The organism is Bradyrhizobium sp. UFLA05-109 (assembly GCF_054185165.1).
The window spans coordinates 1-18,228 of the sequence record NZ_JBBIAR010000066.1 but is presented as its reverse complement, the minus strand read 5'-3'; the positions used below and the strand labels follow the sequence as shown (position 1 = coordinate 18,228).

Below are 18,228 nucleotides of genomic sequence, written 5' to 3'. Positions count from 1 at the left end.
GACGTCCTAAGAAAGGTCAAGGATCTTCTTCGCGGCGCGAAGATGCGGCTTGTCGATCATCATGCCGTCGAGGCGCAGCGTGCCGGAATTGGGATTGTCGGCGAAGGCCGCGATCACCTTCTCCGCCCAGCTACGCTCGGCGTCGGTCGGGGCGAAAGCGGCGTTGACGATGTCGACATGTTTGGGGTGGATCAGCGCCTTTGCGGAAAATCCATCGCGGCGGGCGGCGCGCGTCTCCTGCTCGAGACCCGCGAGGTTGTCGATGTCGATATAGACGGTGTCGATCGGCGCTACCTCCGCTGCGGCCGCCGCCATCAGGCAGAGATCGCGGGCCAGGCGGTAGGGGCTGTGGAACACGCCGCCGCTCGCTTTCTCAGTGGCGCCGAGCGAAGCGGAGAGATCTTCGGCGCCCCACATCAGGCCGGCGAGGCGCGGGGAGCAATCCTTGTAAGTGCCGAGGCCGAAGATCGAGCCAGCGGTTTCGGTCGCGACGCAGACGATGCGGGTCGAGCCCACCGTGGTGCCGGCAGCCGCCTCGAACGCTTCGAGCCAGAGCGCGACCTGGCGGACGTCGTCGCCGCCGCGCGATTTCGGCAGCACGATGCCGTGGGGCGCGCCTGGCATGACCGCGGCGAGATCGGCGAGCGTCATGCCGGTGTCGAGCGCGTTGACGCGGACATAGAGCTGGTGCGCCCCGCAGCGCCCCTTGAGCATTGCAAGCGTCAGCCCGCGCGCCTCGTCCTTCTTCTCGGTGACGACGGAATCCTCGAGGTCGATGATCAGGGCGTCGGCCTTGCCTTCGCTGGCCTTCGCGAATTTGCGCGGGGAATCGCCCGGCACGAACAGCATCGAACGCATCAGACCGGCCTCTTGTGCATCATCGCCATGCGGCGGCATTTGCCGACGATCTCGTCGTTCTGGTTGTAGGCATGGTGCTCGAACTCGACGATGCCCGCCTTGGGCCGCGATTTGGACTCCCGCACCGACAGCACCTTTGTCGTCGCGCGCAGCGTGTCGCCATGGAAGACCGGTTTGGGGAAGGTCACGTCGGTCATGCCGAGATTGGCGACGGTTGTGCCGAGTGTCGTGTCGTAGACCGTCATGCCGATCATGATGCCGAGCGTATAGAGGCTGTTGAAGATGCGCTGGCCGAACTCGGTCTGCGCGGAAAAGTGCGCATCGATGTGCAGGGGCTGCGGGTTGAGCGTCAGCAGGCTGAACAGCGTGTTGTCCATCTCGGTGACGGTCCGGGTCAGCGGATGCCTGAACTCCTGGCCGACCGAAAAATCCTCGAAGTAAAGCCCGGCCATCCTGTCTCTCCCTTCAAGCCGATGGTTCAGATGCGTGAACCCGGGGGCGGAATTCCGGCTCACGAAGCAAACCTTCCCGGCTTCCACGGCGCATAGGCCCATGCATTGTTCATAACCTTGACAGATAAATTCACATATATGTACGTTTGGCTCAAGCAAGAAATGGTGCGAGGAGCCAGCCGCTTGAGCTGCGGCTCCGGCGTTGCCACCGCGTCAGGGAGAAACGAATGAACAAGAAGCTGGTGTGGGCTCTCGCGGCGCTGGCGCTGCCGACCGTGATCAGCCCGGCGCGGGCGTTGGAGCTGAAGGTCGCCGACTCCTTTCCCGCCGGCCATTACCTCGTCCGCCTGATGCTGAAGCCGTGGATGGACGACGTCACCAGGCGAACCAACGGCGACGTCACCTTCACCTACTACCCGAACCAGCAGATCGGCAAAGCTGCCGACATGCTGCGCCTGACGCAATCCGGCGTCGTCGACATCGGCTACATCGGGCCGTCCTATGTCTCGGACAAGATGCCGCTGTCGGAAGTCGCGCAGTTGCCGGGCGCGTTCCAGACGAGTTGCCAAGGCACGCTCGCCTACTGGAAGACGGCGCGCGAAGGCCTGCTCGCCAAGCAGGAATACGCACCCAACAAGATCAAGCTGTTGTTCGAGGTCGTGCTGCCGCCCTATCAGGTGTGGACCGCCAAGGCGAAGGTCGAAACGCCGAAGGACATGCAGGGCCTGAAGCTGCGCACCACAGGCGGCGCGCAGGATCTGACGCTGCGCGCGCTCGGCGCCGTGCCGGTGCGCATGGCCGCGCCCGACGCCTACGAGTCGCTATCGCGCGGCACGATGGACGGCCTGTTGTTTCCGATGGAAAGCGTCGTCGCCTATGGTCTCGACAAGCTCGTGAAGCACGCGACCGAGGGCGTCAGCTTCGGCAGCTTCATCGTTGCCTATTCGATCAACCAGTCGGTCTGGGACAAGCTGCCGGAGGACGTCAAGAAGGCGATGGACGAAGCATCCGAGGCGATCGAGCCGAAGGCCTGCGCTGACGTCGACAAGGAGCAGGACGCGACGAAGCAGCACTTGCAAGAGAGTGGTGTCAGCTTCGAGCCGCTGCCGGACGCGACGCGCGCCGAGATCAAGGAGAAGCTCAAAGGCGTCGGCCAGGAATGGGCGGCCGGTCTCGACAGCCGCGGCAAGCAGGCTTCCGCCGCGTTGAAGGAGTTCGAGGGGCTGCTCGCCGCCGGCGGCGCGAAGTAGTGAAGGGAGGCGCCCGAGGTGATCAAGCAGCTCAGCAATATGCTCGGCACGCTGGAGCGCGCGCTGACGGTGATCGCGGTGGTGTTTCTGTTCGTGATCATGATGCTGGTGGTCGCCGACGTGTTCATGCGCTACGTCATGAATCGCCCGTTCTCCTTTACCTATGATCTGATCGGGCTCTACCTGCTGGCCGGCGTGTTTTTTCTCACGTTATCGGACGGCCTGCGCGAGCATGCCCATGTCGGCGTCGATATTTTGTTGTCGCGCTTCTCGCCGGCGGGACGGCGGCTGTCGGAGATCATTACCGCGCTCGCCGGGCTGTTCGTATTCGTCCTGATCTGCAAGGTCGGCTTCGAGCGAGCGTTGGAAAATTACGAGCAGCATGACGTGCTGGCTGGCGCGATCCCCTGGCCGACCTGGATCTCAGCGGCGCTGGTGCCGTTCGGCTGCGGCGTGCTGGTGCTGCGGCTGACCCTTCAACTCGTCGGCAATGCGCTGAGCCTTGTCAGCGGGCGCGACCTCTATCCTTTACCGCCGGTGACGGGAATCGGTGAAGCAAGATCCTTCGAGTAACGGCCGATGACACCTCTTATCGTTCTCGGCCTTCTGTTCTGCCTGCTCGCGCTCGGCACGCCCGTCGGCTTTGCGATGGCCTTTTCCGGTTCGGTGGGGCTCGTGATGGTCGGCGGCTTTGCGACGCTGTCGGGCATCTTGCAGACCGCGCCGCTTTCGACTGTGTCCTCCTATGAGCTGATCACCATCCCGATGTTTCTGCTGATGGCCGATCTCGTGCTGCTGTCGGGTGTCGCGGACGATCTGTTCAAGACGGCGTCGGCCTGGGTCGGCCGCATTCCCGGCGGGCTCGGCATGGCGACCGCACTTGCCGGCGCAGGCTTTGGCGCGATCTGTGGCACCTCGACGGCCTCGGCCGCGACGCTGTCCTCGACCAGCCTGCCGGCGATGATCCGCCAGGGTTACGAGCCGAAGATGGCGGCCGGCGTGGTCGCGATCTCCGGCACGTTGTCCATGCTGCTGCCGACCAGCGTCGCACTGGTGATCTTCGGCCTGCTTGCCGAAGTGAACATCGGCAAGCTGCTGATCAGCGGCATCATCCCGGCGATCCTCGTCACCATCACCATCATGGCCACGATCTACTTCCTGGTCTGGCAGGATCCGTCGCGTGCGCCGGGCGCAAAATCGGTGCCGTGGCGCGACAAGTTCGCGCTGCTGTGGCAGGTCTCGCCGATGGTGGTGCTGTTCTCGATCGTGACAGGCACGATCTATCTCGGCGTCGCGACGCCGACGGAAGCCTCCGCCTTCGGCGCATTCGGCGCCTTCCTCCTCGCAATCGTCAAGGGCAAGATCACGCCGTCTTCCCTTTACAAGACGCTGCTGCGCGCCTGTCACGGCACCTGCATGATCATCATGATCCTGGTGGGTGCCTCGATCTTCGGCTACTTTTTCACGTTGACGCATGTGACGCAGGACCTCGTCGCCTGGATCGGCTCGCTCCCGACCTCGCGGTGGGTGATCATCACGCTGATCCTCTGCGGCTATATCGTGCTCGGCTCCTTCATGGATCAGATCGCGATTTTGGTTCTGACGGTGCCGATCGTGCTGCCGCTCATCAAGACGCTCGGCTTCGATCCGATCTGGTTCGGCGTTATCAAGATCGTCACCGCGGAGGTCGGCATGATCACTCCGCCGGTCGGGCTCAATTGCTTCATCGTCGCGCGCTACGCCAAGCGCCCGGTGGCGGAAGTTTTCCACGGCACCTTCCCGCATTTCATCGCGCACCTGATCGCGATCGCGATCCTGGTCGCATTCCCGAGTATCATCCTCTGGCTGCCCTCGCAGATGGGGCGCTAACTTACGAGCCTCCGGCAAAGGAGACCAACCATGGATTTTGCGCTCACCGATCAGCAGGAAGCCATCCGCGACGCCATCGCGAAGATCTGCGAGGGCTTTGACGACGCCTACTGGCTGAACAAGGACCGCGAAGGCGGCTTCCCGCACGATTTTCACAAGGCGCTCGCCGATGCCGGCTGGCTCGGCATCTGCGTGCCGGAGGCCTATGGCGGCTCCGGTCTCGGTATCACCGAGGCCGCGATCATGATGCGCACGATCGCGGAATCCGGTGCCGGCATGTCCGGCGCCTCGGCTGTGCATATCAACGTGTTCGGCCTCAACCCGGTCGTGGTGTTCGGCACCGAAGAGCAACGCATGCGCATGCTGCCGCCGATGGTGGAGGGCCGCGAAAAGGCATGCTTTGCCGTCACCGAGCCCAACACCGGCCTCAACACCACGCAGCTCCGGACCCGTGCGGTAGCCAAGAACGACCGCTACATCGTCAACGGCCAGAAGGTGTGGATCTCGACCGCGCAGGTCGCGCACAAGATCCTGCTGCTCGCGCGCACCACGCCGCTCGAGGAGGTGCGCTCGCCCACCCACGGCCTCAGCCTGTTCTATGCCGATTTCGACCGCAAGAAGATCAAGGTCCACGAGATTGAGAAGATGGGCCGCAAGATCGTTGATTCCAACGAGCTGTTCTTCGAGGATTTCGAGATCCCCATGGAGGACCGCATCGGCGAAGAGGGACGCGGCTTCGAGTACATCCTCGAAGGCATGAACCCGGAGCGCATTCTCATCGCTGCGGAAGCGGTAGGCCTCGGCAAGCTCGCGCTGTCGCGCGCGACCGAATATGCCAAGACCCGCGTCGTGTTCAATCGCCCCATCGGCAAGAATCAGGGCATCCAGCATCCGCTTGCGGTGAACTGGGTCGAGCTCGAGGCGGCCTGGCTGATGGTGATGTCGGCCGCCTGGCAGTACGACAAGGGCATGCCCTGCGGCGCCGCCGCCAATGCCGCAAAATATCTCGCGGGCGAGGCCGGCTTTTCGGCATGTGAGCAGGCCGTGATGACGCATGGCGGCTTCGGTTATGCCAAGGAGTTTCATGTCGAGCGCTATTTGCGCGAGATATTGATCCCGCGGATCGCGCCGGTCAGCCCGCAGCTCGCGCTCAGCTTCATCGCGGAGAAAGTGCTCGGCCTCGCCAAGTCATACTGAGCCGTGTCCTGCGATGCGCCATCGATCGACTTCACCGGCCTGATCCGGGACGGCGATCTCGTGGTGTGCGGCCAGACGACGGCCGAGCCGCGTACGCTCACCGAAGCGCTCGTGACACAGGCAGACCGTCTTCCGTCGTTCCGTCTGCTGGTCGGCCCACTCTTCTCCGACACGTTTTCGTCCGAATCCGCGTCGAACATTTCGTTTCTCAGCTATGGCGTGATCGGCAACGCGCGACGCCTCGCCAAGGTCGGCCGGCTCGCGGTGATCCCGAGCAACTACAGCGCCTTCTGCGCTGATTTCGCCACGGGTCGGCACCGGTCCGACGTCGTGCTCGTACAGCTCGCACAAGCGAGCGACGGCAGGCTCAGCGCCAGCCTTTCGAACGACTATGTGATCGACGCCGCTCGCCGCGCGCGCCTGGTCGTTGTGGAAGTCAATGCAGATGCGCCCTGGACCTATGGTGCGGAATGGCCGGACGACGTGCCGATCCATCTGCGGGTTGCCGTACGCCGCCCGCCTGTTGAATTGCCGTCAACGCCGCCTGATGATGTATCGCGCCGCATCGCAGCCCATGCGGCAGGCTTGATCGCCGATGGCAGCACCTTGCAGTTCGGGGTCGGCAGGATTCCGGACGCGATCCTGTCCTCGCTCTCGCATGCGCGCGATCTCGGCATTCATTCCGGCCTGATCAACGATGCCGTCGTCGACCTGATCGAGCGTGGCGCTGTCACCAACGCGCGCAAGGGGCTGGATGCTGGCATCACCGTCACCAATCAGGTGATCGGCACGCAGCGGCTCTATCGCTTCGTGCATGAGAATAGCGCGATTGCGGTGCGCCCCGCGTCCTACACGCACAGCCAGGGCGTGCTGGCGCAGATCAGCCGGCTGGTCGCAATCAATTCCGCGCTTCAGGTCGGTCTCGACGGCTCCGTCAATTCCGAGACCTTGAACGGCGTGGCGGTCGGCGCGATCGGCGGGCAACTCGACTTCGTGCGCGGTGCCAACGCCTCGCCGGGCGGCAGAGCCATCATTGCGTTACCCGCAACTGCCTCGGATGGAACGAGCCGCATCGTGCCCGATGTCGAGACCGTGACGACGCCGCGCGCCGATGTCGATGCCATCGTGACCGAGTGGGGCGTGGCGGAGCTGCGCGGCCTTAGTCTTGCCGAACGCGCGCGCCGCCTGATCACGATCGCGGCGCCGGCGCATCGCGATGCCTTGTCCGCGGAGTTGATGAAGCGAGGGCGATAGCCTCAATTCATCTGCGCAAAGCTCGGCTTGCTCTCTGTGCTGTCGATGATTCCCGGCAGCTCGGTCGCTTCATTCGCGATCATGCCGGCCATCCGCCAGAACAGGTGTGCGAGCCGGGTGAAAGTCTGCCGCTCGCGTTCGATCAACGGCGCCTCTTCCGGAACGGTCAGGGTTTCAAGTCCGACCACGCGGCGGGTGTCGGGCCAGATCGTCATCGATTGCGCGATCGCCGAGAAGCAACGCGGATCATCGCCGTCGTCGGGCGCCGTCGGCAGACCGGGATATTGAACGGGCGCGACATAGAATTTGTAGGCGCCGCACCCGAGCTGGAGCAGGAATTTCTCGGGGATTGCGACATCGTTGGCAAAGGACACCAGCCGCGCATCGCGTAAGGTTTCAGGTGCGATCGCGAGGAGGTCGCGGGCCGACAGCGCCGAGCAGAAGGACAGGCCTGGATTGTGCTCGCGGAGCAGCGCAGCAAGCGGTAGCTGCTGTTGGCCGGTTTGTGTGAGCAGGATGATGGTCTTCAGCATCGGAATTGCTCTCGTCAGGGGATGAGATGGCAGCGCGTGGCTTCGGCGGCGGCGCTGGCGAAGAAGTCACCGGCGATCTTCTGTCCCGGCGTGATTTCGAACACGCGATAGCGCGCGAGGCGCGCCGCTTCCCGTGCGGTGTTGACATCGTCCTGCCAGCCGCAGAGCGACAGCTCGAACCGACCATAACCGCCGCAGTCGCGGGCAAAGGCGCCGGTCACCGCCTCGACGGTGGCGGCGACCGCACGCGCCTCGTTGGCCTCGACGTCGCGCAGGATCACGGCGACGCCATTGTCGGGGGTGGCCTTCGAAGTCATGACCATGAAGGCGTCACCCGCGCCGGTCCGGCCGGCGCGGCGGGCCGCGCGCACGAGGGAGGCGAAGCTGGGATCAGGTCCGAGCTCGGTCGTGGTCGTCGGCTGCGCATGGATAATGCTGGCGCGGCTCGCGGCGAGGTCACCCGTCAGCGTATGATAGGAGCGGGGGAGCCAAACCGTGTCGAGCGGGCCATGCGAGGAGGCGTGGCTCCAGGCCTGGTCGAGCAGATAGCCTTCCCAGATCGTGGGATGGGAGGCGGCAAGGTGGTGCCAGGCCTGCAGGAATTGCTCCGCGCCGGTCGTACGGCCGAGATAGAGCGTACGCGCCGACATCTCCCAACGGTTCCACTTGTGGAGAGCGACGTCGCAGCCGAGCGCGGACGGCAGCAGAGGCGCCTCGCGCAGTACCGCGCCTGGTTCGACGAAAAGCAGCGGTTCGCTGTAGCGGCTCCACATCCGCGCGATGAACTCGGCCTTCTCGAAGCAAAGCAACTCTTCGCCGAGCTCGGCTGCGATCGGCTCGATATGGCTGTCGAGCTCAAAGGCCTCGAGTGAGCACTGCAAGGCGCGGATCGCGGAAGGGTCGGTGCCGTAAGGGTAGTAGGAGATGACGCGCGGCCGCACCGTGCATTGATCCGCGGCCGCGAGAAACCTCGACCAGCCGATTCCGCCCCACCACATTTCATGCGGACCCTCGGCGCTCGGGCCGACGGTGCCGAACTCGGTCAGCTTCGACTTGAGGAAGTCAAAGCCCGGATTTTCGCTGAGCGGGATGACGACCGCGCAGCCCGGAGTCAGGGTGCGGTAGAACAGCTCGGCCGCGGCGCCGCTTGGTGGCTCGGTCAGGATGACCACCCCGCCGCTTCGGCGGCCTTCATGCGCCTGCTGCACCGTCGGGGCGCCGCAGCGGCCAACCAGCCAGCCGAGGCGATAGCGCTGCGCGTCACCGAGCCGGATGCCGGCCGCATGCAAAAGGCCGTCAAGATCTGTTTGCGTTCCGTCCGTCAACTCCGTGCCCCCTCGTTTCGTGTCGGCCCTTGGGCTTCAACGGGCGAGGGGGCGCGATCAGGCGCATTATTCGCGCGGGGTGGCAAGGATGCGGGCGTGACTGAGCGAGGTGAGCGCGATCGAATAGACCGCGACGTCCCGCGCCATCGGGGCGACCGGGATCAGGAGGCAGCCGTCGTCGTTCTCGGCGCAGTAATAGGAGCCGTTTCGCTGGAGCCCGGCATGGACCAGGCCGTCGGCAGCGATCCCGGTCACGTCCTGGCTTTCGGAGGCGTCGCGAACGCTGTCGCCGCCCTGGACGCTCACGCCGTGAAGGAGACCTTCGCGGGCGAGCTTCGCCAGCGGGACGGCGATCGTCGCGACGGCCATCGCCCGCGATAACGGGATGCGCAGGCGCAGCTCGCCAAGTCCGGTGCGATAAACGGTCACCGTTTCCATCGAGGCGCTGCCCTCGGTTCGGAACAGGCCGATCTGTAACGTACCGCAGGCGGCTTCCTCGAACACGTCGGGGGGCAGGCGGTTCGCGCCGAACAGCGTGTAGAGATAGGAATAGGACGGCGACAGGCCGGCAAAGCTGCCGGCAAGCCACATCGGCGGCGCGGCCGAGGTGCAGGCGGCGGAAAGGCCGCGAGCCGTGAGCTGGTTGCGGACGAAATCGCCGTCGAGCAGTGGCGCCAGCGCATGGGTGCCGAGATTGACATCGTGCTTCAATCCGCCGAGCAGCGCGATCTCGTCGTCGTCCGGCAGCAGCAACAGGCGCGCCAGCGTCGCCGCACTCCAGCTTGCGGCGACGTCGAGCGCAGCATGAGGCACCAGCTCGTATTCGGAGGCGATCTTGTCCGCTGCTGCCGCGAAGGCCAGCGCGCCCGATTGGATCTCGGCGGCCAGCGCGATCTGTTCGGCGGGGCGCGGATTGATCTCGCGCAGGACGGTCTCATCCTGATAGTCTCGCACCGAGCCGTCGGCAGAGCAGCAGATCTGCTCGAGCAGCGCGACATTGCGGATCAGCATGCGCTTGACGTGTGGCGTCACCACCAGATCGGAGACGAAGCCTTCCGCAGTATCGCCCTCGGCGATGTCGTCGAGGGCGTCATCGAGCGAGATCAGATAGGCACCGTGCAGGCGGATCTTGATGCCTTCCTGGTCGAAGATGCGGCGCAGTGCCTTCTGTACGCTGCCGGAATAGCCGAGATCGGCGAGAACGAGGTCCGTGCAGTCGTCAAACCCCGGGATGGTGTGGCGGAGATAAGCGAGCAGGCGGGCGCGCAAGCCGGCGGCAAGCTCGGTGATCTCGCTTGCGTCCATCAGGTGCGGCAGCGCTTCGGCAAGCTCGTCGCCGGGCGCGATCCCGTCGGGATAGTTCGCAAAGAAGGCGGCGACCTTTGGCGGCAGGATCTTGAGCATGTCGCGCAGCGTCGGCGCATCGATTCTGAGCACCTTGCCGAGGAGATCGCAGAGCGGCTCCATCGAATCGGCGGAGCCGATCAGGCTGACGCGGCGATTGATCTCGACATAGGCCGACGTTGGGCCGCGGCGTTCCTGCCAGATCCGGTGTGACAAAAATCCATCGCGGCCGAGAAAGCCGAGGGTCACGCGCCGGCCTGGCTGCGCCAGCGCCTCGCAGCGCAACGCGACGAAAGCATCGAACGCCGTCATGACCGGACCAAGCACGGTCAGGCCCGACTGGAACGCCGTTGATTTCTCCGTGCTCCGCGACGCCACCATTCGCCGCAGCGTGCGCGCGCCCTGGTCGAGCCGCGATGGCTTGCCCTGGCACAGCAAGTCGAACATCGCGGTCTCGCGCTGGAGCTTCGAGGCCAATGGCGCGGAGGCTTGCGCATAGTAGCGGGGACGGATGCCGTGGCGCCGCGCGCCCTTGATGTCGGCGCTCTCGTTGTCGCCAACGTGAAAGGACGCGGCCGGATCGATGCCCTGATCAGAGATGTATTTGGCGAACAAGCACTCGCTCTTGCTACTGCCGTGATCGCAGGACGCATAGAGGAAGTCCCAGTCGAGGCCGGGACGGCAGGCGCGCAGCAGGCGGGCGAGCTGCGCGGAATCCCAGTAGGTGTCCGAGATGAATCCGGTGCGATGACCGGCGCGCTTCATGTCCAGATATTGCTGGAGCATTTCCGGATTGACGCGGCAAAGCTCGATCTCGGCGGCGAACTCGGCCTCGACGAGATCATCGAGATTGTGGCGATCGAGTCCGAACAGCTTGAACGGAAAATAGGAATAGATCTCGGCGATATGCACTTCGCTCACACCGCGTTTGTCCTTCGTGCTTCGGCGTGCGCGCGATTCGGCCTGTATGCGATGTTGAACGAAACTGGCAGAAACGTTCGGACATATTCTTGAAATGCCCGATAGCTCGTAAGTCCTTTCAAATACGCCATCTGGCGTCGTGCAGGCTCGCACGAGAAATGTATCGAAAACATCGAATGACCAAGCAGAAACAATTCTCGTCCGACGTTTCGCGTCGGCCGTCACGATCTTCATGCTGCAATTCCCCGCCAATCGAACCGATTAACGCTGCCGTGTTGCAAGTCAGGCGCGATCGTGACGAAAAAAGTTCGCGCGCGATTCAAAACCGCGCATGTCGCGACTGACAGATTCAAAAAATCCGCTAGGTTCGAAAAGGTGATTCGGCAAAAATTGCCGAGTGAGAAAATCGTCTCGCGTTCATTCACACTTGGACACAATCGATCGCCGCGTGCCTCGCGCGCGGAGCGCGTGTTCGGTTTAGTGCCGTGTATCTCCTCGAGTTTTCGAAGCTGCATCTATTCGGGATGAATGATCCGCAAATGACGCGAGACGATGTCGATGATTGCAGGACGGTAGCGCGCGCTTCGCGCAATGTCGGCAATTGTTGCCGGTCACTCGGCAAAAGATTCCGGATAACATCTTGAAAAATAACAAAAATTCTCCGCCTGGATTGGTTCGCTCCCGCGTTCAACGCCTGGAAGCCGTGTGGAATATGCGCCGCCGGCATTGCGGGTTGGAGATTGCGGGATGAGTTACGCGCTTGATGTCTGGGCGCCCGCCGAGGCCGAAGTCACGACGACGGTGCCGGTCGACGAGACGTTGCCGGTGATGCCGTCCGCGCCGCTCGCGCCGGACGCGATGCCGACCGCCGAGATCGTCCTCGATGAAGACAGCGAGCTGCTCGATCGCCTTGCGACCGATGACGAAGCGGCGTTCCGCATGCTGGTCGAACGTCACATCGATCGTGCCTATGCAATCGCGCTTCGCATCGTCGGCAACGCCGCGGATGCCGAGGACGTGGTGCAGGACACCATGCTCAAGATCTGGAGCCATCGCGGACGCTGGCAGCATGGTCGCGCAAAGTTCTCCACCTGGCTCTACCGTGTCATCTCCAACCGCTGCATCGATCTGCGCCGCAAGCCGCGCACGGAGAACGTCGACACGGTGCCGGAGGTTGCCGATGGTCAGCCGGATGCGGCCGACATCATCGAGCGCAACGAGCTGAACGACATGCTGGAGGTCGCAATGCAGCGGCTGCCCGAGCAGCAGCGCGTCGCGGTGATCCTGTCGTATCATGAGAACATGAGCAACGGCGAGATCGCCCAGGTGATGGACACCACGGTCGCTGCGGTGGAGTCGCTTCTCAAGCGTGGCCGCCAGCAGCTCCGCCAGCTGCTGCGGCGGCACGAACGCGACATTCGCACCGCGTTTACAGATTGCTAACCATAAAATCCCGCATCCGAAATTATTTTCGCCTGATCTCCTTGCGCTCCGCCGTTTGAGCGAACGGACGGGGCTGCGCCCGCGTCGTCGTCAGTCGCTTAATCACGATGCGGCACGTCATGCCCATCAGCACAGGAGCCTGCAATGCCCGCGATTTCCACCAATACCGCTGCGAATGCCGCAGTCCGCTACCTCAACATCAACTCCGCGCAGGAGAGCAGCGCGCTCTCGAAACTGTCGAGCGGCTCGCGCATCACCTCGGCCTCCGACGACGCCGCGGGTCTTGCGATCTCCACCCGCATCTCCTCGGACGTCACCACGCTGCAGCAGGCCGCGACCAACGCCTCGCAGGCGACCGCGGTCCTCCAGACGGCCGACGGCGGCGCCTCGAACATCTCCGACATTCTCGCCCGCATGAAGTCGCTGGCTTCCGAGTCGTCCTCGGGCACCACCACCACCTCCAGCCGCACCTACATCCAATCGGAATTCTCGCAGCTCACGAGCGAAATCGATTCCATCGCGAGCGGCACGCGCTACTCCAGCCAGAGCCTGCTCGACGGCACCAGCGTATTTTCGTCGGGCGTCTCGGTTCTGGTCGGCTCGTCGGGATCGGACACCATCACCATCACGCTGTCGAATCTGACGGCGTCCTCGCTCGCCGTCTCCTCGCTCGACGTCAGCACCCAGACGGGCGCGACCTCGGCGCTGACCGCACTGGATACCGCGATCGACACGGTCTCGGCCGCCCGCGCCTCGATCGGTGCGCAGGAGTCGCGTTTCAACTTCTCCTCGGACTCGATCTCGACCCAGACCCAGAACCTCGAATCCGCCAACTCGGCGATCAAGGACGTGGATATCGCAGCCGAGCAGGCCACGCTGTCCTCGGCCGAGGTGAAGACTCAGGCCGCGGTGTCGGCGGAATCCGCCGCGAACCAGATGCCGCAGTACCTGCTCAAGCTGCTCGGCTAAGAATCGTCTTTCCGGGCCGGCATGAGGCCGGCCCGGCTTTTCCTGCGATAGGTCGGGCACATCAGTGACCAGTGTCAGCTCAAGCACCAGCAGCACGTCGACCAGTTCGACGGCGTCGAGCGCTTCATCGGTGACAACGACCGGCACGACCACGTCGACCAGCGTCGACTGGAGCGCGCTGATCACGGCGGCTGTGAATGCCAAGCTCACTGCGGCGACCACGATCTCGACCACCATCACCAACAACGAGGCCAAGGTCTCCGCTTACCAGACACTCCAGACCGACCTCTCGACGTTGTCCTCCGGGCTTTCGTCGCTCGCGACTTCGGTCGTCAATTCGCTCGCGACGAACGTGTTCGCAACGCGCTCGGCGTCCATCAGCTCGACCGGCGACGTCAGCGCGTCGTCCGCGCTGTCCATGAGCGTCAGCAATGGCGCTGCGACCGGCGACCATACGTTGACGATCAGCCAGATCGCAACGGCGCAGAAGGTGATCGGGACCTCGCAGTCGAGCGAAACCACCGCGCTCGGCTATACCGGGACGTTTTCGCTGGGGCTGGGTAGCGGCAGCACCGCCAGCATCAGCGTGACGAGCACGATGTCGCTCCAGGATATCGTCGACACCATCAATGCCCAGACCTCGACGACCAACGTCCAGGCGTCGATCGTGCAGGTCTCCAGCGGTTCCTACGAGATGGTGCTCTCGGGAACAGAGGATGCCGCCGACATCACCTATTCCAGCACGTCCGGCAACGACATCCTCAACGAGTTGGGGGTGACCGACAGCTCCGGATCATTCTCCGACGTGCTGCAGACGTCCCAGGCAGCGAAGTTCACCCTTGACGGTATCTCGATGACCCGGGATACCAACGACATAACGGACGTGCTGACAGGCGTCACGTTCGATCTGCTACAGGCAACAACCACCGGTGCGACGCTGAACATCAGCATCGGGACCGATACCAGCCAGATCACGACGGCGCTTACCACCTTCGTCACGAACTACAATGCATATCGTGACGCCGTCATCGCACAGCAAGCGACCAATTCGGACGGTACGGCGTCGTCCAGCGCGGTGCTGTTCGGCGACGGAACCATGCGCGACATCACGAGCCAGCTCGAGAACGCGCTCAACAGTACGGTGGGCGGGCTGACGATGGCCGACCTCGGCCTGTCGTTCAATGACAAGAACGAGCTGGAGCTCGATACCAGCACGCTCTCCTCGATCCTGAGCACCAATCTGAGCGGCGTGACCACGCTTTTGTCGGCGCAGACCACGACCTCATCGAGCCAGCTCAGCGTCGTGAATACCGGAACTTCGCCGCAATCCTTCACGCTGGACCTGACGGTCGATTCCTCCGGCAATCTGAGCTCGGCCTCGGTCGGCGGCGACTCATCGCTATTCACGGTCAGCGGCACCACCATCATCGGTAACGCCGGCACGGCTTATGCCGGCATGGCTTTCACCTATTCCGGAACGACCTCGCAATCGATCACGGTGACGTCGACGTCAGGAATCGCCACGCAGCTTTATCAGGTTGCCAAGAATGCCTCGTCGAGCACCGGGTCGCTGCAGACGCTGATCACCAACCTGGAAACGCGCGACGACGACCTACAGCAGAAGGTCGACGACATTCAGAGCGCCGCGTCGGCCTATCAGACGCAGTTGGAAGCGCAATATGCGAAGTACCAGGCGGCGATCGAGAGCGCGAACAACACGCTGACCTATCTCAAGGCTTTGCTCAACTCCAGCTCGAGTAGTTAATGATGCATAATCCGATGGCGTACATGGCCAATCAGGCCTATCGGGGTGCGGCCACCACCGTGCCGCCGCTCAAGGCGGTGTCGATGCTGCTTGGCGGCGCGATCACGTTTCTCCAGAAGGCGCTTGCTTCGCAAGAGGCGCGGCGCTTCGAGGAGGGGCATGAGTATCTGATGAAGGCGACCGCGATTTTGCGCGGGCTCGGTCATAATCTCGATTTCACCAAGGGCGGAGCGGTGGCCGAGCGGCTCTACCAGACCTACAATGCAATGATCCTGGCGAGCCTGCGCGCTTACGGCCGGCCGCATGCCCGCGAGAGCTATGGGCGGATCATCGCCGGCCTGACCGAGCTGCGCGAGGCTTGGGAATTCGTCGATGCGACCGTGCGGACGGCCAAGGCTGGGCCGGTCGGTTCGGCGCAGAAGCGCTGAGGCCCTTGCGCCGGCTTCGGTTTGGACCGGCGCGGGATTCCGGCGTCCCGTATTTCTTCGCTCGGGCGGTGGTTTCCGCGATAATTCCGCGGGAGCGTCGCCGGTCCTGTCGCGTCCCGACAGGCGAATTCGGTTTCCGTCGCCTCTGCAATGCTTTATGACAGGCCCGGGGGTGCGGGACCCGGGCGATGGACATCACCGAGTTTGAGGATCTGATCGATCGGTTGGGCGAGGACCTGTCCCTCTGGCCCGAAGATCGTCGTTCGCCCGCCGAAGAGCTGCTCGCTCATTCCGCCGATGCGCGCGCGCTGCTCGAAGCGGCACGCGCGCTCCGCAATGCGCTGGCCGCACCGCCGGTGCGGGCGCCTGCCGGACTTGCCGATCGTATCGTCGCCGCCGCCAAACGCACGGCCGATCCCGCCAAGCCCCACGCCCAGGACGAGACGGCGGGGAACTGAGCTTCTCGTTTCAGGTGCTTCATTAGCTTCGACTTTGAAGCGGACGCGAAGCCTTTCGTCACCTCATCCCGTCCGCGGCGGAGCCATCACAGATGACGTGAGCGCTGGGGGCAACCCTGTCTCCACATCGTCATGGCCGGGACAAGCCCGGGCATGACGAACTTGCGGATGCGCATACGCAATCACTCCGTGCGCAAGTGTGGCGAAGGACCTCGCCCGTTCCGCGCCGGCAGATCCGCTTAATTTCGTCGCTTCTCTAAGTCGCGCCTGCACGGCAGATTTTGCCGCCTCGGAAAGCGCGTCGCGGCGCGCGAATCCCCGCCTGAATTCACGCGCCAGCGCGTTTCATCAGCACACAGATTTCAAGTCGCAACCCGACGCGTTCGCTAGCCGCGCGTTGCACATGAACCGAGGATACTGATGACCGTTGCCGCGACGACGTCCACTTCGACAGCAACGACGACGACATCGTCGTCGAGCTCCTCATCGACTTCATCGCTGACGTCGAACGAGTTCCTGAGCCTGCTTGTCAGTGAGCTGCAGAACCAGGATCCGCTGAACGCGACCTCGACGACGGACTTCATCAACCAGCTCACGTCCTACGCCAATTTCAGCCAGCAGCAGTCGATCAACACCAATCTCAGCGCGCTCGCGAGCTCGTTCTCGAGCCTCGTGACGCTGAACTCGGTCAACTACATCGGCCACACGGTGGAAGCGAAGTCCGATACCGCGACGCTGAGCAACGGCTCGGCGACGTTTGGCTACTCGCTGTCGGCGGCGTCCTCGGACGTTGCGATCACGATCAAGGATTCGTCCGGCAACACGGTCTATACGACCACCACCACCGGCACCACCGGCTCCAATAGCTTCACCTGGGACGGCAAGGACTCGTCCGGCAACCAACTCACTGACGGCGGCCAGTACACGATCTCGGTGACCGCGACCGACAGCGCTGGCAATTCCGTTCTCAACTACACGACCGTTACCGGCACGGTGACCGGCATCGACACCTCGACCTCGACGCCATCGCTCACCGTGAACGGCGTCTCGGTGAGCGCTGCCAACATCATCGGCGTCACGTCCTGATTTCTTTCGGAGTTCGATCATGAGCCTCAGCGGCGCACTTTCCTCGGCAATCTCTGCGCTCAGCTCGCAGAGCCAGGCCCTGTCGATGATCAGCGACAACATCGCCAATTCCGACACGACCGGCTACAAGACGACGTCCGCGATGTTCGATGATCTCGTCACCGCATCGAGCAACACCTCTTATGCCTCGGGTGGCGTCACGGTCTCCGGCCGGGCTAATATCACCCAGCAGGGCCTGCTGGCTGCGACGTCCAACGCAACCGACGTCGCGATCCAGGGCTCGGGCTTCTTCGTGGCGACCAATGCGACGTCCGGCGGCACCGTCTCCTACACCCGCAACGGCGCCTTCACGATCGACAACGCGGGCTATCTCGAGAACAACGGCTATTATCTCGAGGGCTGGCGCACCGACGCTGACGGCAACGTTACGGGAAACGAATCGGCCAGCAATCTCGAAGCCATCAATACCCAGGTCGCATCGACCAGCGGCAGCGCGACCACCAAGACGACGATCGCGGCCAACCTGCCCTCGGATGCCGCCACGGGCGATACCTACACCAGCTCGATGACGGTCTACGATTCGCTCGGTGCGGCGAACTCGATGAAGATCACCTGGACCAAGACCGGGACCAATACCTGGAGCGCGAGCGTCGCCCAACCGACCTCGACGTCCGACACCACGACTACGACTGCGACCAGCGCGACGGCCGGCACGAGCGGCACGATCGACATCGTTTTCAACTCCGACGGTTCGCTGGCGAGCACCAGCCCGAGCCCCGCGACCGTCGCGGTGACCGGCTGGTCGGACGGCGCCGCCGACAGCAAGATCACGCTCGACCTCGGCACCGTAGGCGGGACCGACGGCCTGACGCAATATGCGTCAGGCGAAACCACGCCGTCGGTCAACGTCACCAGCATTACCTCGGACGGCCTGTCCTACGGCACCCTGTCGAGCATCGCGATCGGCAAGAACGGCGTTGTCGATGCCACCTATTCCAATGGCAAGACGATCGCGATCTACAAGATCGCGGTGGCGACCTTTGCCGATCCTAATGGTCTGTCTGCCAGCAGCGACC

General features: G+C 63.6%; 17 protein-coding genes. 12 read left to right on the top strand and 5 right to left on the bottom strand.

What is annotated here, in order from left to right; translation table 11 throughout:
- Nucleotides 1-6: 6 nt before the first annotated feature.
- Nucleotides 7-858: an HpcH/HpaI aldolase/citrate lyase family protein gene (locus Q3C01_RS35195; protein WP_458149864.1), complete on the bottom strand. Its 852-nt coding sequence runs from the start codon at nt 856-858 to the stop codon at nt 7-9.
- Nucleotides 858-1,412, bottom strand: a complete 555-nt coding sequence (locus Q3C01_RS35190; protein WP_458149862.1) for a MaoC family dehydratase — start codon at nt 1,410-1,412, stop codon at nt 858-860. Before Q3C01_RS35190 ends, Q3C01_RS35195 begins: the two co-directional genes overlap by 1 nt.
- A gap of 125 nt (nt 1,413-1,537) precedes the next feature.
- On the opposite strand from Q3C01_RS35190, the gene Q3C01_RS35185 reads away from it, so the two are divergent.
- The 5 genes from Q3C01_RS35185 to Q3C01_RS35165 are packed head-to-tail and all read left to right on the top strand — an operon-like array spanning nt 1,538 to nt 6,880.
- Nucleotides 1,538-2,560: a TRAP transporter substrate-binding protein gene (locus Q3C01_RS35185; RefSeq protein ID WP_458149861.1), complete on the top strand. Its 1,023-nt coding sequence runs from the start codon at nt 1,538-1,540 to the stop codon at nt 2,558-2,560.
- A gap of 39 nt (nt 2,561-2,599) precedes the next feature.
- Nucleotides 2,600-3,133 (top strand): TRAP transporter small permease, encoded by a 534-nt coding sequence (locus tag Q3C01_RS35180; protein WP_458149896.1) that lies wholly within the window; start codon nt 2,600-2,602, stop codon nt 3,131-3,133.
- Nucleotides 3,134-3,139: 6 nt separating this feature from the next.
- A complete protein-coding gene (locus tag Q3C01_RS35175) occupies nt 3,140-4,429 on the top strand; it encodes a TRAP transporter large permease (protein WP_458149860.1) in 1,290 nt (429 codons plus the stop codon).
- A 30-nt stretch (nt 4,430-4,459) separates the two neighbouring features.
- Nucleotides 4,460-5,626 carry an acyl-CoA dehydrogenase family protein gene (locus tag Q3C01_RS35170; RefSeq protein WP_458149859.1) on the top strand — a complete coding sequence of 389 codons (1,167 nt, stop codon included), beginning with the start codon at nt 4,460-4,462 and terminating at the stop codon, nt 5,624-5,626.
- Between the two features lie 3 nt (nt 5,627-5,629).
- On the top strand, nt 5,630-6,880 hold the full coding sequence (locus tag Q3C01_RS35165; protein WP_458149858.1) for an acetyl-CoA hydrolase/transferase family protein: 1,251 nt from the start codon (nt 5,630-5,632) through the stop codon (nt 6,878-6,880).
- 2 nt (nt 6,881-6,882) lie between these two features.
- Here Q3C01_RS35165 and Q3C01_RS35160 read toward each other — a convergent pair whose 3' ends face one another.
- The 3 genes from Q3C01_RS35160 to Q3C01_RS35150 form a co-directional block, all read right to left on the bottom strand.
- The gene (locus Q3C01_RS35160) at nt 6,883-7,413 is read right to left on the bottom strand and encodes a hypothetical protein (RefSeq protein ID WP_458149856.1); all 531 of its coding nucleotides are present in this window, start codon (nt 7,411-7,413) and stop codon (nt 6,883-6,885) included.
- 14 nt (nt 7,414-7,427) lie between these two features.
- Nucleotides 7,428-8,738 (bottom strand): hypothetical protein, encoded by a 1,311-nt coding sequence (locus Q3C01_RS35155; protein WP_458149855.1) that lies wholly within the window; start codon nt 8,736-8,738, stop codon nt 7,428-7,430.
- 66 nt (nt 8,739-8,804) lie between these two features.
- Nucleotides 8,805-11,003: a hypothetical protein gene (locus Q3C01_RS35150; RefSeq protein WP_458149854.1), complete on the bottom strand. Its 2,199-nt coding sequence runs from the start codon at nt 11,001-11,003 to the stop codon at nt 8,805-8,807.
- A gap of 747 nt (nt 11,004-11,750) precedes the next feature.
- Here Q3C01_RS35150 and Q3C01_RS35145 point away from each other — a divergent pair.
- The 7 genes from Q3C01_RS35145 to flgE all read left to right on the top strand — a co-directional run.
- Complete coding sequence (locus tag Q3C01_RS35145) at nt 11,751-12,446, top strand: RNA polymerase sigma factor (RefSeq protein WP_458149853.1); 696 nt, start codon at nt 11,751-11,753, stop codon at nt 12,444-12,446.
- A 144-nt stretch (nt 12,447-12,590) separates the two neighbouring features.
- Nucleotides 12,591-13,415 (top strand): flagellin, encoded by an 825-nt coding sequence (locus Q3C01_RS35140; RefSeq protein ID WP_458149852.1) that lies wholly within the window; start codon nt 12,591-12,593, stop codon nt 13,413-13,415.
- A gap of 64 nt (nt 13,416-13,479) precedes the next feature.
- Entirely contained in the window at nt 13,480-15,180 is a 1,701-nt protein-coding gene (gene fliD / locus Q3C01_RS35135; RefSeq protein ID WP_458149851.1) for a flagellar filament capping protein FliD, read from the top strand.
- Nucleotides 15,180-15,608: a flagellar export chaperone FliS gene (locus Q3C01_RS35130; RefSeq protein ID WP_458149850.1), complete on the top strand. Its 429-nt coding sequence runs from the start codon at nt 15,180-15,182 to the stop codon at nt 15,606-15,608. Before fliD ends, Q3C01_RS35130 begins: the two co-directional genes overlap by 1 nt.
- Before the next feature lie 188 nt (nt 15,609-15,796).
- Nucleotides 15,797-16,066, top strand: a complete 270-nt coding sequence (locus tag Q3C01_RS35125; RefSeq protein ID WP_458149849.1) for a hypothetical protein — start codon at nt 15,797-15,799, stop codon at nt 16,064-16,066.
- A 420-nt stretch (nt 16,067-16,486) separates the two neighbouring features.
- Nucleotides 16,487-17,152: a flagellar hook assembly protein FlgD gene (locus Q3C01_RS35120; protein ID WP_458149848.1), complete on the top strand. Its 666-nt coding sequence runs from the start codon at nt 16,487-16,489 to the stop codon at nt 17,150-17,152.
- A gap of 19 nt (nt 17,153-17,171) precedes the next feature.
- Nucleotides 17,172-18,228, top strand: a 1,057-nt coding sequence (gene flgE, locus Q3C01_RS35115; protein ID WP_458149847.1) for a flagellar hook protein FlgE, incomplete at its 3' end; no start/stop codon positions are given.

What these genes read in the sequence shown, in the direction of transcription:
- Q3C01_RS35170 (WP_458149859.1), top strand. Translation starts at nt 4,460, where the DNA reads ATGGATTTTGCGCTCACCGATCAGCAGGAAGCCATCCGCGACGCCATC.
- Q3C01_RS35185 (WP_458149861.1), top strand. Translation starts at nt 1,538, where the DNA reads ATGAACAAGAAGCTGGTGTGGGCTCTCGCGGCGCTGGCGCTGCCGACC.
- Q3C01_RS35140 (WP_458149852.1), top strand. Translation starts at nt 12,591, where the DNA reads ATGCCCGCGATTTCCACCAATACCGCTGCGAATGCCGCAGTCCGCTAC.
- Q3C01_RS35195 (WP_458149864.1), bottom strand. Translation starts at nt 858, where the DNA reads ATGCGTTCGATGCTGTTCGTGCCGGGCGATTCCCCGCGCAAATTCGCG.
- Q3C01_RS35175 (WP_458149860.1), top strand. Translation starts at nt 3,140, where the DNA reads ATGACACCTCTTATCGTTCTCGGCCTTCTGTTCTGCCTGCTCGCGCTC.
- Q3C01_RS35190 (WP_458149862.1), bottom strand. Translation starts at nt 1,412, where the DNA reads ATGGGCCTATGCGCCGTGGAAGCCGGGAAGGTTTGCTTCGTGAGCCGG.
- Q3C01_RS35120 (WP_458149848.1), top strand. Translation starts at nt 16,487, where the DNA reads ATGACCGTTGCCGCGACGACGTCCACTTCGACAGCAACGACGACGACA.
- Q3C01_RS35125 (WP_458149849.1), top strand. Translation starts at nt 15,797, where the DNA reads ATGGACATCACCGAGTTTGAGGATCTGATCGATCGGTTGGGCGAGGAC.
- Q3C01_RS35160 (WP_458149856.1), bottom strand. Translation starts at nt 7,413, where the DNA reads ATGCTGAAGACCATCATCCTGCTCACACAAACCGGCCAACAGCAGCTA.
- Q3C01_RS35145 (WP_458149853.1), top strand. Translation starts at nt 11,751, where the DNA reads ATGAGTTACGCGCTTGATGTCTGGGCGCCCGCCGAGGCCGAAGTCACG.
- Q3C01_RS35180 (WP_458149896.1), top strand. Translation starts at nt 2,600, where the DNA reads ATGCTCGGCACGCTGGAGCGCGCGCTGACGGTGATCGCGGTGGTGTTT.
- Q3C01_RS35130 (WP_458149850.1), top strand. Translation starts at nt 15,180, where the DNA reads ATGATGCATAATCCGATGGCGTACATGGCCAATCAGGCCTATCGGGGT.